The sequence below is a fragment of the Prevotella bivia DSM 20514 genome, from assembly GCF_000262545.1.
In the GTDB taxonomy this organism is placed as follows: Bacteria; Bacteroidota; Bacteroidia; order Bacteroidales; family Bacteroidaceae; genus Prevotella; species Prevotella bivia.
Map to the genome: position 1 here is coordinate 158,692 of NZ_JH660660.1, position 16,158 is coordinate 174,849.

Consider the following 16,158-nt stretch of genomic DNA (forward strand, 5'->3'; position numbering starts at 1 on the left):
TTGTTTATGGTTATCAATTATTTAACGTCGTTCTTTCCTGTTTATTGCTCACGGCTATTAATACCCATATAAGGGTAATGATTATAATTTTCCTTTATAATACTTTATAAACATCATCCTTTTTGTATCTGTATACTTCGCAACAATCTGAGAGTCTTGGTAAGATTGGACTTTTGGAAATTAAATAATAATATCCTACAATTATTTTGTTGCAACAACCAATAACTCTTCTTATGATAATCTATTTTCTCCAAAAGAGAAGATATGGCTTTATAATTTCTTTCATGTCGGAGATAAGAGAATTTTTCGGATATAATATCTATCATAAAATCTTCAGAAGGAATATATGTCGTATCATTTAGTATTTCGGTATTAATGATTTCCACAAAAATGGTTTGTTTCTTGTCCAATATAAACATTAATTTCCCTGGTATTTCCGTATACCATTTTAATGTTTTAGGAAGAGGGAACATATAAGAAGGATATTGATATAAGAAATTTCCATCAGGCATGGCTATACTTACATATGATTTAAACATCCAATATGTTCCCATATCTGTTAATTTTGCAGTTTGCGCCCTAATTGCAGTATTCCATACAAAAAGGGCTATAAATAAAAGAACCCTCATATGCCTATTGTTCCTTGTTGATCTTTTTTACTGCTGATTTAAAATCAGAAAACCTTATCTCTTCCGAATTAATAGCACCATTTTTGTTGTAGAAACAGATAGAACGATGTAAACTTACATCCGTCTGCCCGCTACCAAAGGTATTTACATTTCGAGTTTCCTGGAAATAGTACCCAAGGACAACACTTGGCTGATTACCTACTGTATTCATTTGATCTGTTTCAGATGGCATATTATTAAATGGAATGGTTTGACTACCCTGTTCATATTTTGGTTTAGGATGAGTATGAACATCATATGAGACAAGATCTCCTTGTTCCACAATACTTGATACCGCAGGCTTCCATTCGTCTGGACCAATTTCTGTTTCTCTCCCAGAAACCATCGTTGATATAGTTCCTTTATTTCCTACTCTAAATCCATGTTCTTTTCCTGTGTTCTCTGTCAAATTATATGCCTCTTCCATTTTGTCTACAACTTTATTTGAAGGTACTTTTATAAATGTACCTTGTTCAATTGCAGCGTTAACTTTATCATCCTTCTTACTATTTATCAGTAACATAATTCTATCAGTTTTCCCATCATCAACATTTCTTACAAGCTTTCCGTTTAAATTATAATAATCCGTCATACCATTAGGATCTATTAAAGTAATTGGATTGTTATGGCAATAAGTATAAGATGAAATATCAGGATACTTTTCTTCCATATGGTCCGTACTCATCCACAGACTCAACCTCGGTTCATAGTACCTCGCACCATAGTAGTATATACCCGTCTCCTCATCAAACTCCTTGGCGTTGAAGAGGTAAGGTGTATTCCATGAGTTGTTGCGTTCCTCAATGAATATTTCGCCGAATGGCACATATTCGATATGCTGAGCCACCTCGCCGTCAAGATTGGTGATGTAGCTTGAGCTGCCCAAGTGGTCGGGGTGATAGTAGAACTGCATCTTCTCGTAGTCGTCATTCGGCTTGAAGTTGCCGTTTGCAGCCCTTGTGCGTGCCATAGCCCTTGCCTGTGTTGCCTCTGGCGTGCCATCGTTGCAACAGAATCCCTGACCATTCACGTAGTCGTCATTGTCCTTACCATTATAAGGTTGGTCAAACGCCTTGTAGTTGTCCTTGATGGATTGGAGCTGCCGGTTGTACTTTGCCTTGTAGTCCACCGTCAAGCCATCCGCTTCATTGCCTGCGTATGGTATTCGTCTTGGGTCTGCACCGTAACTTGCCAAATCGCCAAGCTTGCTGACGATACGCTGGCTGCCCACATAGATGTGCTTGGTGTACTTACCACCTTGTCCTGCAACCAAGTATGGGCTGACATAGAGTGAGAAGCGTGCCGTACCGGTGTTGCCACCCGAGAACTCGGAGTTTACGTATATGGCTTCGTTTTCGCCACTGGTCTTCACTGTGCGCTCGCCATCAGCATCGTACCAATAGTTGCTCACAAAACCATTCTCATCGGCAGCCAACAAGCGATTCTCCTCGTCCCAACGGTACTTCTGCTCACTTGCCTTTTCATCTTCCTTGCCGTCTTTCTTTACACGAGAGGTATTGATATAGACAAGGTTTCCGTTGGCATCATAGGTGTACTTGTGTCCGTTGTTGATGTTCGTGCTGTCCGTCGGGGTCTCCTCCGTGCGGTAGTTGATGTCGCGAACATTATCAAGCTGGAACTTTCTGCCCGCATCCTTGCCGTAAGTATAGGTGAGGTCATAGCCTGCATTGAGCGTGCCGTCAAACTGCACACCTGTCTGCGAGAGATGTTGCTTCTTGCTTGTGATACGATGCATGTTGTCGTAGCCCATAGATAACGTATAAGAAGCGGCTTTCTTGTCCGTTCCCTTATAAGTACCTGTTGCGCTTGCCAAACGATACAATGGGTCGTAAGTATAACTATGCCTCATCTGTCCGCCTGCCTTGCCACTCTGTGGGAGTGGAGCATTGTTCTTAATACCGAGCACGTTGCTCACTGCGTCGTAGCTGTAGGCATTGTCCATAATAGTACCTGCCTTGGCATTCACCACGAGGTTCTGCAATCGTCTGCGTGCAGGGTCGTAGCTGTAGAAGGTCTCAGCACCGTTGCAATACTTCAGGTAGGTGCGCTGCTCGATGATGTCTTTTCCTCCACACATATCAATTATTTAACGTTGTTTTTTTCTGTTTATTGCTTGCGGCTTTTAATACCCATATAAGGGTGTTGGGACATACCCTTGGTAAGTTCAAACAATCTATATGTGGTTTACCATAGACTTGTAGTTTTAATATTATACATTCTGTTCTCTATCGCTATTGTAGCTTGCGTTTTCGTACCACGTCTTTTACTCTTTTGTTTATGACGTCATATTTACTAAAATGAGACGTCATTTTTACCAGAATTAGACGTCATATCTGTCAGATTGAGACGTCATATTTTAGAGTGTATGACATCATATTTTGAACCTTAATGCTCATTCTTTAAGAATCAGGTAGTTATTGGGATTACTCCCGATTTAGAGCATTACCGACTAAATCCCATAATCTTTATAAGTATAGTAATAATACTTGCTCTTTCTTACTTTATAAAAAAATACGAAACATCCTGATGAAACTATTCGGCGTTTTGAAATAGACTCCTGTATTAACTGACATATATTAAAATGTATACATAGTTTTTTGCCATGAGATTCCATTGTGTCTAGTATATATATAGAACGACTTTCTCCTACTCTAAGTTGCGGAAAGTCATTAGAAATTATATTTACTTTTTTTACTTTAATACTCTTGTCATTTAGAATAATATAAAGAGTATCAGAAGTATTTAAATATGAAGCTTGCAACAGAATTTTATGCAGTCTGCATATAGCATCATCATATAAAACTTCTTTATTCAATCTTTGTGCTTCTGCAGATATGCAGAAGCACAAAGATATTATATATATGAAATGTTTTAACATTATGGCAATATTATTTAAAAATTGAAATAGGGAATACTGCATTAACTCCCGATTTATCATATCGATATATTAATTTACTTCCCATTCCTATGACATATTCCGTTCTCTTTGCAGTACTAATGTCCTGCTTTGATGGTGGCTGTTGCCATGAAGCTGTTTGATCATTCTTTTGGCTAGTACCACTTGGGTGACTATGGTAAGAAGAAGTTCCTTCAGAGGAAACATTTCCTTTCCATGGATCTCAAACGATGGGAATTTTGTAGGGCAGATAAATTCAAGAGAACCATCTTCTGATATAAGCGGAGCGGAAATGATAGATGCTGATGCACCGTCACCTTTTCGTACAAGGTGATCGGTGAATCCTTTCCGCGTGATGGTAAAATCCTGTGAGTGCCATCTGACCTGTGAGGTGTCTGCTTCTTCTTTGAAATTGGTCTGTGCCAGCCATGTCCTGCCTGAAAGATGCCAAAGGCTATCTTCTGGAAGTGTATTGAGTTGTGTTGGCTTGCCGTCATCACCCCAAAGAAGATAGCCTTCATCTTGCATCTTACTACCGTATTCCCGTCCGAGAACAAGCAGACGTTGGGAGGAAGAAAGATTATAGGGACTTCCCTCGTAGAAAGAGTCGCCATTCTTGTCTATGCTGTATCGGGGAGATTCCTCATAACTGGTTGTGGAGAGGAACTGTGCGAGCGCATTGCCGTCGTCCCTGATGATACCCGTAACACGATGGTGATAGGGTGCATTGTGCGCCGCATCCCAAATGAGATTTCCCTTGCCGTCAAGATAGGAACCTTTCAGCGTGATACCGTGTCTTAGGGCAAGACTGCTCTCTACACGCAGTCGCTCCGAAGGGGTGAGCATACGGGAGAAGACAACCAATTCGGGAATATAGCCCTCCAACTCGTTCCCACCCATTAGGGCATCGGCAAAAGATTCAGAGAAGCGGCTATCGGACTTGGCATGGGTAATGCCAAGGGTGATGACCGTACGTGTGGCTTCTCCCCAAACGGAATGGGTAGGACGGTTTCCCCATAGATAGGAAACGGTTCTAGGTAGTCGTGCTATGAAACTTTCCCTGCTTTCTTGCTCTGCGTTGCCTTGTAAAAGGTCTTCACCGGTTTCCTTGCCGTAGTCAAGGGCATCGCCACTCTGTATGTGGTGAACCTGATCCTTATTGACGGCTCTTCCTTCTCCTTTGCGCCCTGAGACTTCATACAGCGTGGCATCAGTCGATACGCTCTTCATCGTGGGAGCAAAGACACCAACGATGGTACCGGCAGGAAGAGAGGTATAATTAAGGGTAAACTCTGCCAAACTGTCTCGTGTGGGGAAATAAAGGGCAGGATGAAAATTAAAACTGTGTGTCAAAGAGAAAGGCTGAGAGGCAGCCCCTGTCTTGGAAAGGTTTTTCTTGCTTCGTGAAACAAGACGGATGGAGTCGCCTGCCAAATCCTTCCATCTATAACTACCCGTTAAGAAATTACCGGTGGGAACAGCCCTGAACCATGCCTGAGGTGAGGGAACGCCGCCGGGAGACTGGGCACGACTCTCCTGCGAGGGAACGCATATAAATAAAGCTATGAAAGCGGGTAAAAAGTGTTTCATACGCTGATTATGATTATAAAGTTAGGACTAATAGTTTGTTCTTAATAGAGTTAGTAGAAAGTAGTTGTCAGTAGGAATCATACACATTCCTACTCAAAATCAAACGCTACGAATCGGAAGAACCTTGGCTACAATGAGAAAAGTGTATATATACGTACATAAGTGCATCATAATCAATCGCTTTATACGTTATGTCGCAAATGTATGCAATCTAAAGAAAACATGCAAGAAAATAAGAGAGAAATTTTCGAGAATGGCGCATTTTTAACATACAGAAACATTTTACGAGGAATAATCGGGGTGATTTGCGTCAAGAGTCACACCTCATTCTTTACATTCAATATTTTATGCGAAATTTCTTCGTTTATTTTGACTGAAAACATTATCTTTGTCGCAGAAACAAGAGAGATCTCATTTTATCGCATAACGAAGAAATGAAAGGAATACCGCTCGTTTCTTATTCGTTCACCCTTGAATATACTTCTATTTCTATCTTGCTTGTAATCAAGAAGTAACATTTCAAACTAATACTTCTATGCGGAGATTTGCGATTTCCGCACGGCAAAGGACATCGGTATCGACCGTCCCGAGAAAAACGAGATACTGCACAACATACCGCCCACGCCAGAGCAGGAAGAATTTATCGGCAAACTGATGGAGTTCGCCAAGACGGGCAATGCCACACTCTTGGGGCGTGCACCACTGAGTGAGAGCGAGGAAAAGGCAAAGATGCTCATTGCAACTGACTACGCCCGCAAAAGATTCAATAAATTTATATCTTTCAGATAATCAATAGAGTAAGAATGAATAAAGGATAAATGGGTTACGATTTGGAAACGAGCGAGTTTCTTACCCTTTCTTTATTCTGCATTACTTCAAAGAGCACTTAAATTGATAACCTTAATTCCGCAGTATTTTTTCTTGTGAGAAAATTTTATATGTTGAGGTGTCTTTTTGGGACTCTATATGTTGATATGAGGTGCTTCGGTGTTTCTTGGTTTTTTTCTAAGCATAAAATCCCCCACCCAAACCAATGGGGAATATTAAAACCACAAAGAAATACTGTTTATTCAAGGAAGACTTCTGAGTAGTAGGTTTTATTTGTATACAGGTTCAGAACGTTCTGCCTTCCCGTTCTCACCCATTTTGCTGGCACGCTGACAAAATGGAGGATAAAGGCTTTCAGCCTGCTTGTCTTTTTCAATGGCTTGACCTTTTCGCTGATATGACGGACGAGATAGAGATAGAAGTTCTTCAGCATGGCGGTAACCATCATGAAAACCATGTTCTCAGCCATAAAGGAAAATGGAAGATGTGACCAGCCGAAGTCATTGTTCTGTATGTCGAAGTTCTTTTCACCCGCTCCACGTTCATTATAAAACGTAATGATGTCCTTCTCGGTAGACACCCAGTCGTTGGTGAGGATACAGCGGTATGTGTATATTACTCCGAACATATCCGTCTGCTCACTGCCATCCTTGCCTTTCAAAGGACTACGCTGTACGACGAGCCTGTATGACTTTCCTTCTATCAAGCTGTCTATGCTGATGGATGTGACATCGCATTTCTCATAGCCAACCTCAACGTCTTTCCATTCCTTCAACTGTTGGAAATTCTCGTAGCGACTGCCGCAGTTGGCAGCACGAATGTAGAACGTGTTGCAGCGCTGCTCTACGGTTTGGATGATTTCCTTTGAGAACGACCCGCAGTCAGCACGGAAACGCTCTATTACCACACCAAGTTCTGAGGTTACACGGTCCATAATGCGACGGAGCGTGTCCTCCTGATGGAATTTCACATTGGTGTTTCCGTCACGGTTCTCACCTCCGACTATGATTCCCCCAATGGAAGCCCAACCAGGAAAATAGCCAAGGTCCTGCTTATAAGAATACTTAGCATCGAACTTGTGGGCTGGAACGAACTGGTGGTCAAAGTCCAGGTCAACATGGCTGCCCACCTTTATAAGCCCCATCCTCCGTATCATCCGTAATAGTAAGGTGTTCAGCTTCTCTGCCGTGTTGAAACTGTAAGACTTGCCGGAGATTTCGCTCTTGTAAATAATGTTCTCTTCAGCAAGCTCCTTCAGTCCGCGCCCAACTGTGTCGGCACCGGGTAACAGCGTATCAGGTCTCTGCTTGAACTGCCCTATAAGTGCATTGATGTCCTCAAGGCATTCTCCACCACAAAGGTAGCTGAAGAAGAGAGAGCCGAAAATACTTCCATGGCTGAATGCCTTGCCGCTACTTCCACGTTTGCCCAATACGGATTCGGTAAGTTTTTCAAAGCCCAACTTTGAGAAAACGTCCATAATGTGATAAATTCCACCGAAAGAAGTGATATACTCGTTTTTAATTGCTACCTTTGTCATGTCAGATATTTGCTTACTTGTTATGTTTACAGCACCAAGATAGGTGAAATTTCTGACATATCCAAGTGTTTTGAGAACTTTGTTTCTCAGGCACTTGGAGTTCTTACAAGAATTTATGCTGCGGAATTAAGGGTATAATAAAAAAAGAAATGGAAAATAAGAATTACAGACTCATTATTGCATCATACGAGTTATATGCTATAGAAAATGGCACTGAAACATTTATAGAAAAGACAGAAGAAGATAAGCCAATGTCTTTCTATACAGATAGCGATATGGTTATCAAGTCGTTTGAGGATAAAATAAGGGACATCAAAGATGATACCGACTTTGAGCTATTCTTAACTAAGGAAGAGGCTTACGGTGAACATGATGCAAAGAGTGTAATGGTTTTCGACAGATCAATGTTTGAACAAGATGGACAGCTAGACACTCAAAGCGTATTTGTAGGTGCTGTCGTTCCTTTGCAAAACGAGGAAGGTCAACGCTTCTTAGGTAAGGTAACTGAAATTACAGAAGATAAGGTTACTGTAGATCTTAATCACCCATTGGCTGGTATGGACTTAAAGTTTAAGGGACACATGTTGCTAAATCGTGAAGCTGATCAAGACGAAGTGGACAATTTCTTCCAACAGATGAACAGCTCATCTTCATGTGGTTGTGGCGGAAGCTGCGGTTGTGGCTGTAGCAATGAAGGCGGAAGCTGTAACTGTGGCGGCAATGGCGATGGAAACTGCGGTTGTGGTTGTAACTGATAGGTAAGAGCTAATGAGAAATACCTTTGGTAATTTCTATACGATAACCACCTTTGGTGAAAGCCACGGAGAGGCTGTAGGAGGTATTATTGATGGCATGCCAGCAGGCATTACCATTGATATGGCTTTTGTGCAAAACGAGATGGCAAGACGTCGCCCAGGTCAGAGTAATATTACTACAGATAGGAAAGAAGCTGATACGGTGGAGTTTCTTAGTGGTATTTTTGAGGGCAAATCGACAGGTGCACCTATCGGATTTCTCGTTCGCAATACTAATCAGCATTCTAATGATTACGACAATATCCGAGATTTATTTCGCCCTTCACATGCCGACTATACCTATTATAAGAAATATGGTAACAGAGATTATCGTGGAGGTGGACGTACATCGGCTCGCATTACCATCGCACGTGTAGTAGCTGGCGCATTGGCTAAATTAGTATTGAAGGAGTATGGCATTAGCCTCAATGCTTATACTGCACAAGTAGGCAAACTAGCTGTGAGCAGAGATTACCACAAGTTCAACTTTGCAGAGATAGAGCAAAACGCTGTTCGTTGCCCTGACCCTGTAAAAGCTATAGAAATGGAACAACTCATAAGCGAGGTAAAAGAAGCTGGTGACACTATTGGTGGTGTAATAGCATGTGTTATTAAAGGATGCCCTGTTGGTTTAGGCGAGCCTGAATTTGGTAAACTTCATGCGATGCTAGGTAATGCGATGCTTACTATCAATGCCGTAAAAGGCTTTGAGTATGGTGAAGGCTTTAACGGATGTTCGTGGCGTGGAAGTCAGCAAAATGACATATTTACCTCTACCAACAATGCTGTTAGCACTGTTACCAATCATAGCGGAGGTATTCAAGGGGGTATTAGCAACGGGGAAGACATCTACTTTAGAGTAGCTTTCAAACCAGTTTCTACCATTCTTACCGAACAGCAAACTATTAATAAGCAAGGTGAAGAAGTAAAGATCAAAGTGCAAGGTAGACACGATCCTTGTGTACTTCCTCGCGCTGTGCCCATTGTAGAAGCAATGGCGGCTATGGTGATCCTAGATGCTATTCTGTATCAGCAATCGACTATTCCGATGCATAAATAAAAGAAAAAAGAGTACTAAGCAATAAGCCTTAATACTCTTTCTCTTTATCAAATCATTAGTCGTTTAGTAATTTATCAATACCGTCTACATCTTGATAAACACATTGTTGCTCAACAATAAAAACCTCGGATCTTAGCTTTAAGATAGCATATAGTTCATCAACAGTGAGTTCATGAAACGCCTTTGCCTGAAAATAAATCATCCACAGCTCTTTCTTAGTAAATACGAGGGCCAAAGATGGTCGTGCCTATGCGAACCATCGTCGATCTGCACTGCACTGCTATCTGATAATCATGACTCATACCCCATGATCGCTCTTTAAACGCTGAATCATCAGCAAAATATTTTTGCTTTACCTCATCAAAGAAATCAGCAGCAGAAAGCATTTCCTTACGTATTTGTGCTTCATCGCCCACATTGGAAGCCATCATCATCAAACCAGAGATATGAACATGAGGCATTTTCTTCCATTCCCCACTCTCTAGCAGAGCTCTACAGTCGTCGAAAGAAAACCCATACTTACTTTCCTCTTGGGCTATATGAAGCTCTAACAATACATTAACCACACGATCATGTTTAGCAGCTTGCTTTTCTATTTCACGGAGGAGTTTCACCGAATCGACAGCCTCTATCATAGAGATATAAGGCACAATATACTTCACCTTATTTGTCTGTAAATGTCCTATAAAGTGCCATTCTATATCTTTTGGTAAGGTTTCCACCTTTTGAGAAAGTTCTTGCACTTGGCTTTCGCCAAACACACGCTGCCCCTCAGCGTATGCAGCTTCAATATATTCGTTAGGGTGATATTTGCTAATGGCAATGAGCCTAACACCATTAGGTAATTTGTTTAATACGCTATGCAAGTTGGTTACTACATCGTACATTTTCTTAATCAATTAATAGTGTTATGCTGATAAAGCTCATTCTGTAGTAGCTTGATCGGCAGATTTACTTATATTTTGATGTTCAAAAACATCCATTATTTTGGTTTCTGTGATAGCAACAATGGAATAATCGAGCAATCCAGCACCCATCACTTCTTCTACATTCTTCACAGCACTGTTTACCGAGCCAGCCTGAACAAGACGAGTCGTTACAGAACGCTTTTCTTTTTCAGTCTTCTCATCAATGGTGATAAACGATAATTTAGCCTTAAACCACTTATCGTCAGTATCGCTATCACTAAAGAACACTTCACCATAGAGAGCAGGAGTAATGGCTTTAATCTCAAATTCACCACTGATATAGTGCGACATTTCTTTGGTAATCTCAGCTTCTGCTTCAGAGAAAGTATAAGCATCAACAACATACTGTTCAGTAACTTTTTTGTTCTGACCATCTTCCATTGTCTTGTCGTATCTCACTCTTATTTCAAACCAATTGGCTGTTCTTGTTCTCATCTTTATTATTTTTATTTATGTTGTTTCACTTTAGAAAATATTACCGACCCTAAAATAAGCTGATAACAATGCAAAAGTAGTAAAAATATTACGTTAAAATTGGAATTATGGCATTAAAATATTTTTTTTATATATCTTTGCAAGACAACAAAGGTATTGATTATAATGCTTCAATTAAAAGGAAAATAAACATTAAATATAAACTTAAATTTTAAGGCTATGCCAAAGATCTCAGTTCGTGGTATCGAAATGCCCGAATCGCCAATTCGTAAATTGGCTCCTCTTGCTACTGCTGCTAAACAGCGCGGTGTAAAAGTATATCATCTTAATATTGGTCAACCAGACTTGCCCACTCCACAATGTGGACTTGACGCATTAAAGAAGATAGACCGAACAGTATTAGAATATTCTCCCTCACAGGGCTATGCCTCTTATCGTGAAAAGCTTTGTAGTTACTATAAAGAGTATGACATCAATGTAACGGCTGATGATATTATCATTACTACAGGCGGTTCGGAAGCTGTGATGTATGCTTTTATGGCATGTCTAAACCCTAGCGACGAAGTTATTCTTCCTGAACCTGCATACGCTAACTATATGGCTTTTGCCGTTCAGGTAGGAGCTAAAATCCGTACTATTCCTACTTCTATTGAAGATGGTTTCGCATTACCAAAGGTTGAAAAGTTTGAGGAGATGATCAACGAACGTACCAAAGCGATCATGATCTGTAACCCTAACAATCCAACAGGTTACGTTTACACGCAAGAAGAGATGAACCAGATACGCGATCTTGTTAAGAAATACGACCTTTTCTTATTCTCTGACGAGGTGTATCGCGAATATATCTACACCAACTCTCCATTTGTGTCAGCCATGAACTTGGAAGGTATACAGGAGAATGTCATTCTTATAGACTCTGTATCTAAGCGTTATAGCGAGTGCGGTATCCGTATTGGTGCTTTGATTACAAAGAACGAAACCGTAAAGAAGACCGTAATGAAATTCTGTCAAGCTCGCCTCTCACCTCCTTTGATTGGTCAAATTGTTGCAGAAGCTAGCCTTGAAGCACCTAAAGAGTATTTCCGTGGTATCTTTGACGAATACTTAGAAAGAAGAAATTGCTTAACAGAAGGTTTGAATAAGATAAATGGTGTTTATACCCCTATTCCAAAGGGAGCTTTCTACACCGTAGCGAAATTGCCTGTAGATAATGCCGAGCAATTCTGCCGCTGGTGCTTGGAAGAATTTAATTACGAAGGTGAAACCGTAATGATGGCTCCAGCAAGTGGTTTCTACACTACCCCAGGAGCGGGTATTGATCAAGTGAGAATGGCTTATGTCTTAAAGTGTGAAGACTTGAAGCGCGCTTTGATTATCCTTGAAAAAGCGTTGGAACAATACCCTGGTAGAACTAATAAATAAAAAACAAATTATAATAAATAGGCGTGTCCTAATAATAATGTTTATCAGAACACGCCACACAATATAAAGCCAATGAATTTTCCTCTCTATATAGCAAAAAAGATCTACACAGGAGGAGATCAAAATAATAAGGTTTCAAAACCTGCCATCAGAATAGCTACTCTTGGAGTAGCTATTGGCTTATCAGTAATGATCATCTCCGTTTGCGTAGTATTAGGTTTTAAACATTCTATTAGAGACAAAGTTATTGGCTTTGGTAGTCATATCATCGTTACAAATTTTCTAACCCTTGAAGGTGCCGATCAAGTTCCAATTGCTATTAATCAAGATTTAATAAAGAAATTAAAGCAAGTGGACGGTGTAAAACATGTAGAGCGATATGCTTACACAGAAGGAGTTTTGAAAACAGACAGCGATTTCCTTGGTGTAATATTTAAAGGTATCGGACCAGAATACGATCAAGCTTTCATAAAAAACAACCTTGTTGAGGGCGAAATGCCCAAGTTTTCAGATATAGAGAGCCATAATAAAATCGTCATTTCGGAAACGATAGCAAAGAAGCTTAACTTACATATTGGCAATAAAATCTTTGCTTATTTCTTAAATGACCAAGGTGTACGCACTCGCAACTTTAAGATTGTAGGTATCTATGCTACGAATATGAAGCAGTTTGACTCACAAATCTGCTTCACTGACATTTACACTACTCAGAAGCTAAATGGTTGGAACGAAGATCAATATGGAGGTGTAGAGCTATTGATAAAAGATTTTAGCAAGCTCCCTATTGATGCAAATAATGTTTTACATCTTGTTAAAAACACCAAGGATAAATACGGCAATACCTACTCTTCGTCAGATGTTATAAGCCAATATCCACAAATTTTTTCTTGGCTTGACCTAATGGATATGAACGTGTGGATTATTCTTGGGTTAATGATAGCTGTAGCAGGGGTTACAATGGTGTCAGGCTTACTTATTATTATCCTAGAACGTACCCAAATGATTGGTATTATGAAGGCACTCGGCTGTAGAAACAAGCAGATAAGATATGTTTTCTTATGGTTTGCTACATTTGTGATAGGCAAAGGATTATTATTAGGAAATATAATAGGACTTGGGGTAGTATTACTACAAAAATATACAGGTTTTATTAAGCTTGATCCACAAACTTATTATGTAAACACTATACCTACAGAGGTTAATATGCTACTTATTATAGCACTAAATATTGTAACCTTAATAATATGCGTTTTGGTGCTAATCGCACCTAGCTATTTAGTGAGCAGAATAAATCCTGCCAAGTCGATGCATTATGAGTAATTATCAAGTCTTTGCATGAACATTGTTTATTACTAAACACTCTTTTTCTTGATTCATCCACTTTTAATGCACACGTTTTTTTGATTTGTGCAAAAAATAGAGTATCTTTGCACTAAAATAAGAATTTTGTGCAATAAGCCAAAAGGCACAACTGCCATTGTGGCTATATAAAAGCTAATAAAAACTACTATTCTATAGCTTTGCACACTAACTCTAAGGTATATATAATGGAGAATATTCCAAGTTTTAACGAATTAATAGAGAAGTCTATCATTGATCATTGGGATCTTGACTCACTCACAGATTATAAAGGTAAAACCTTACAATATCACGATGTAGCAAGAAAGATAGAGAAGCTACACATTATGTTTGAAGCTAGTGGCGTACAGAGAGGTGATAAGATTGCACTATGTGGGCGTAACTCTGCAGCATGGGCTGCTGCTTTTCTTGCTGTATTAACTTATGGTGCGGTTGCTGTACCCATCCTTCATGAATTTACCCCAGACCAAATTCATCACATTGTAAATCACTCTGGATCAAAGCTTCTTTTTGTAGGCGATGTTGTTGCAACACAAGTTGATGCTGCCCAAATGCCAGAACTAGAGGGTATTATCTACATTCCCGACTACTCTATTGTAATAAGCCGAACCGATAAGCTTACTTATGCACGCGAACACTTAAATGAGATGTTTGGACGTAAATATCCAAAATATTTCCGTGCAGAACATGTACATTATTATAAAGAACAAAGTCCTGACGAGCTAGCACTAATCAATTATACGAGTGGTACTACTGGGCATTCAAAAGGTGTAATGATACCTTATCGGGCAATATGGAGCAATGCTGATTTTGGTAAGCATGTTCTTGGACATAAACTAAAACCAGGGGATAATATTATTAGTATCCTACCTATGGCTCACATGTATGGTATGGCTTTTGAATTCCTCTTTGAGTTTATTTCAGGTGTACATGTTTTCTTTTTAACACGTATGCCATCTCCTGCTATTATCTCCCAAGCTTTAAAAGATGTAAAGCCTAGCTTGATGATTGCTGTACCTTTGGTTATTGAGAAGATTATTCGTAAGCGAGTATTCCCTAAAATCCAAAGCCACAAGATGCAATTCTTGCTAAAACTACCTGTACTTAGCAAGAAGGTAAAGGAGAAGATCCGTGAAGAAGTTTATAATGCCTTTGGTGGTAATCTTTATCAGATTATCATAGGTGGAGCTGCATTAAGTAAAGAGGTAGAAGACTTCTTGCACAATATCAATTTCCCTTATACTGTAGGCTATGGTGCTACCGAGTGTGCGCCTATTATTTGTTATCGTGATTGGCAAACATTTGTAAAGGGATCTTGCGGTCAAGCTGCTTATCATCAAGAGGTAAGAATTGATAGCTCTGATCCTGAAAATATTGAAGGAGAAATTTTAACGAAAGGTCCTAATGTATTGCTAGGCTATTACAAGAATGAAGAAGCTACAGCTCAAGCTATTGATAAAAATGGTTGGTTCCATACAGGCGACTTAGGAACAATGGACGCTGACGGCAATGTTTTCATTCGTGGACGCTCTAAGAATATGCTACTTGGAAGTAATGGTCAGAATATCTATCCTGAGGAAATTGAGGACGCACTTAATTCTCTTAATCTTGTTGCAGAGTGCTTGGTTGTACAGCGTGATGAGAAATTAGTAGGTTTGGTTTATCCAGACTACGAAGAGGCTAAGACCTTAGGGCTAAATGAAGAAGATATAAACAAATTAATGGAAGAGAACAGAACTCAACTTAACACTATAATGCCTACTTATTGTAAGGTTGCAGAGTTTGAAGTTCGTAAAGAAGAATTCCAAAAAACACCAAAGAAATCTATCAAGCGTTACTTATACAAATAAGTAAAATGCAAAATAAATAAAAGAAATCCCACTACTAGCTTTACGAAGCAGTTAGTGGGATTTTTAGTATCATTTGCTTTATACAAGTGTCTAAGTTTCCACAGAAAAGACACGATAAGAAAAAACTTATTCTAATAAAGTAGATGAACGTACACGGCTCAATGTTTCAGGAGTCATCTGAAGATAACTAGCAATATAAACCAATGGTGCGCGTAAAATAACTTGTGGACTTAGTTTGCAAAGTCGCTTATACCTATCTTGGGCTGTTTCAAAACGCACAAGGTCGGCATGAACTTGAGAAATAATCAAGCTTTCCTCTAAAATCTTTCTATATAGGATCTGAATATTTACATTATGAAGTGCCACTTGCTCTAGGCGCAACTTAGGTATAGCATAAACCATTGTTGGTTCTATAGCTTCTACTTGTAAAGATGTTGGTTCTTCACGAAATAGGCTCTCTATACACATAAATATAGAACGATCCACACCTAAATGTTCTGTAATTTGTTTACCTTTCTTAAAATAAAATTGGCGTATTAGTCCATGCTCTATATAGTAGATATGCTTACACACTTCTCCCTCTTTAAGTATCATTTGTCCTTTTGAAAAGTGCATCGGCTCAAGAATACTCTCAAGCACTTTCAACTCATCGTGAGTCATGGTACTATACTTTCTTGCTAGTTCTCTAGCAACATTTCTAGTTTCGCTTATATCATCTATACGCATT

Annotated in this window: 13 protein-coding genes and 1 pseudogene; 6 read left to right on the top strand and 8 right to left on the bottom strand. The window is 39.6% G+C overall.

Going from position 1 to position 16,158, the window contains the following annotated elements; genetic code table 11:
• Positions 1-113: 113 nt before the first annotated feature.
• From PREBIDRAFT_RS03075 to PREBIDRAFT_RS03090, 3 genes are all read right to left on the bottom strand, one after another.
• Positions 114-629 carry a hypothetical protein gene (locus tag PREBIDRAFT_RS03075; protein WP_004336970.1) on the bottom strand — a complete coding sequence of 172 codons (516 nt, stop codon included), beginning with the start codon at positions 627-629 and terminating at the stop codon, positions 114-116.
• 4 nt (positions 630-633) lie between these two features.
• Positions 634-2,766 (bottom strand): RHS repeat domain-containing protein, encoded by a 2,133-nt coding sequence (locus tag PREBIDRAFT_RS03080; RefSeq protein ID WP_004336972.1) that lies wholly within the window; start codon positions 2,764-2,766, stop codon positions 634-636.
• An 888-nt stretch (positions 2,767-3,654) separates the two neighbouring features.
• The gene (locus tag PREBIDRAFT_RS03090; RefSeq protein WP_004336974.1) at positions 3,655-5,175 is read right to left on the bottom strand and encodes a hypothetical protein; all 1,521 of its coding nucleotides are present in this window, start codon (positions 5,173-5,175) and stop codon (positions 3,655-3,657) included.
• A 531-nt stretch (positions 5,176-5,706) separates the two neighbouring features.
• On the opposite strand from PREBIDRAFT_RS03090, the pseudogene PREBIDRAFT_RS11870 reads away from it, so the two are divergent.
• Positions 5,707-5,964 (top strand): annotated as a pseudogene (locus PREBIDRAFT_RS11870) (helicase); the annotation flags it as partial.
• Between the two features lie 277 nt (positions 5,965-6,241).
• Here the strand turns inward: PREBIDRAFT_RS11870 and PREBIDRAFT_RS03095 are convergent.
• Positions 6,242-7,543 carry an IS1380 family transposase gene (locus PREBIDRAFT_RS03095; protein WP_004339174.1) on the bottom strand — a complete coding sequence of 434 codons (1,302 nt, stop codon included), beginning with the start codon at positions 7,541-7,543 and terminating at the stop codon, positions 6,242-6,244.
• 149 nt (positions 7,544-7,692) lie between these two features.
• Between PREBIDRAFT_RS03095 and PREBIDRAFT_RS03100 the strand changes: the two genes are divergently transcribed.
• Positions 7,693-8,298: an FKBP-type peptidyl-prolyl cis-trans isomerase gene (locus tag PREBIDRAFT_RS03100; RefSeq protein WP_004337315.1), complete on the top strand. Its 606-nt coding sequence runs from the start codon at positions 7,693-7,695 to the stop codon at positions 8,296-8,298.
• Positions 8,299-8,311: 13 nt separating this feature from the next.
• Positions 8,312-9,397 carry a chorismate synthase gene (aroC, locus tag PREBIDRAFT_RS03105; protein WP_004337314.1) on the top strand — a complete coding sequence of 362 codons (1,086 nt, stop codon included), beginning with the start codon at positions 8,312-8,314 and terminating at the stop codon, positions 9,395-9,397.
• Between the two features lie 55 nt (positions 9,398-9,452).
• On the opposite strand, the gene PREBIDRAFT_RS11365 is transcribed toward aroC, so the two are convergent.
• The 3 genes from PREBIDRAFT_RS11365 to PREBIDRAFT_RS03115 are packed head-to-tail and all read right to left on the bottom strand — an operon-like array spanning position 9,453 to position 10,800.
• Entirely contained in the window at positions 9,453-9,599 is a 147-nt protein-coding gene (locus PREBIDRAFT_RS11365; protein WP_004337312.1) for a GNAT family protein, read from the bottom strand.
• A 13-nt stretch (positions 9,600-9,612) separates the two neighbouring features.
• On the bottom strand, positions 9,613-10,284 hold the full coding sequence (locus tag PREBIDRAFT_RS03110; RefSeq protein WP_004339176.1) for a YggS family pyridoxal phosphate-dependent enzyme: 672 nt from the start codon (positions 10,282-10,284) through the stop codon (positions 9,613-9,615).
• A 36-nt stretch (positions 10,285-10,320) separates the two neighbouring features.
• Positions 10,321-10,800 (bottom strand): DUF4494 domain-containing protein, encoded by a 480-nt coding sequence (locus PREBIDRAFT_RS03115; protein ID WP_004337307.1) that lies wholly within the window; start codon positions 10,798-10,800, stop codon positions 10,321-10,323.
• A gap of 219 nt (positions 10,801-11,019) precedes the next feature.
• Here PREBIDRAFT_RS03115 and PREBIDRAFT_RS03120 point away from each other — a divergent pair, with 219 nt between their 5' ends.
• From PREBIDRAFT_RS03120 to PREBIDRAFT_RS03130, 3 genes are all read left to right on the top strand, one after another.
• On the top strand, positions 11,020-12,222 hold the full coding sequence (locus PREBIDRAFT_RS03120) for a pyridoxal phosphate-dependent aminotransferase (RefSeq protein ID WP_004337305.1): 1,203 nt from the start codon (positions 11,020-11,022) through the stop codon (positions 12,220-12,222).
• 72 nt (positions 12,223-12,294) lie between these two features.
• Positions 12,295-13,542 (top strand): ABC transporter permease, encoded by a 1,248-nt coding sequence (locus PREBIDRAFT_RS03125; RefSeq protein ID WP_004337303.1) that lies wholly within the window; start codon positions 12,295-12,297, stop codon positions 13,540-13,542.
• A 227-nt stretch (positions 13,543-13,769) separates the two neighbouring features.
• Positions 13,770-15,431, top strand: a complete 1,662-nt coding sequence (locus PREBIDRAFT_RS03130; RefSeq protein WP_004337301.1) for an AMP-binding protein — start codon at positions 13,770-13,772, stop codon at positions 15,429-15,431.
• A gap of 126 nt (positions 15,432-15,557) precedes the next feature.
• Here the strand turns inward: PREBIDRAFT_RS03130 and PREBIDRAFT_RS03135 are convergent, their stop codons facing one another.
• Positions 15,558-16,157 carry a Crp/Fnr family transcriptional regulator gene (locus PREBIDRAFT_RS03135; protein ID WP_004339180.1) on the bottom strand — a complete coding sequence of 200 codons (600 nt, stop codon included), beginning with the start codon at positions 16,155-16,157 and terminating at the stop codon, positions 15,558-15,560.
• Between the last annotated feature and the right edge of the window lies 1 nt (position 16,158).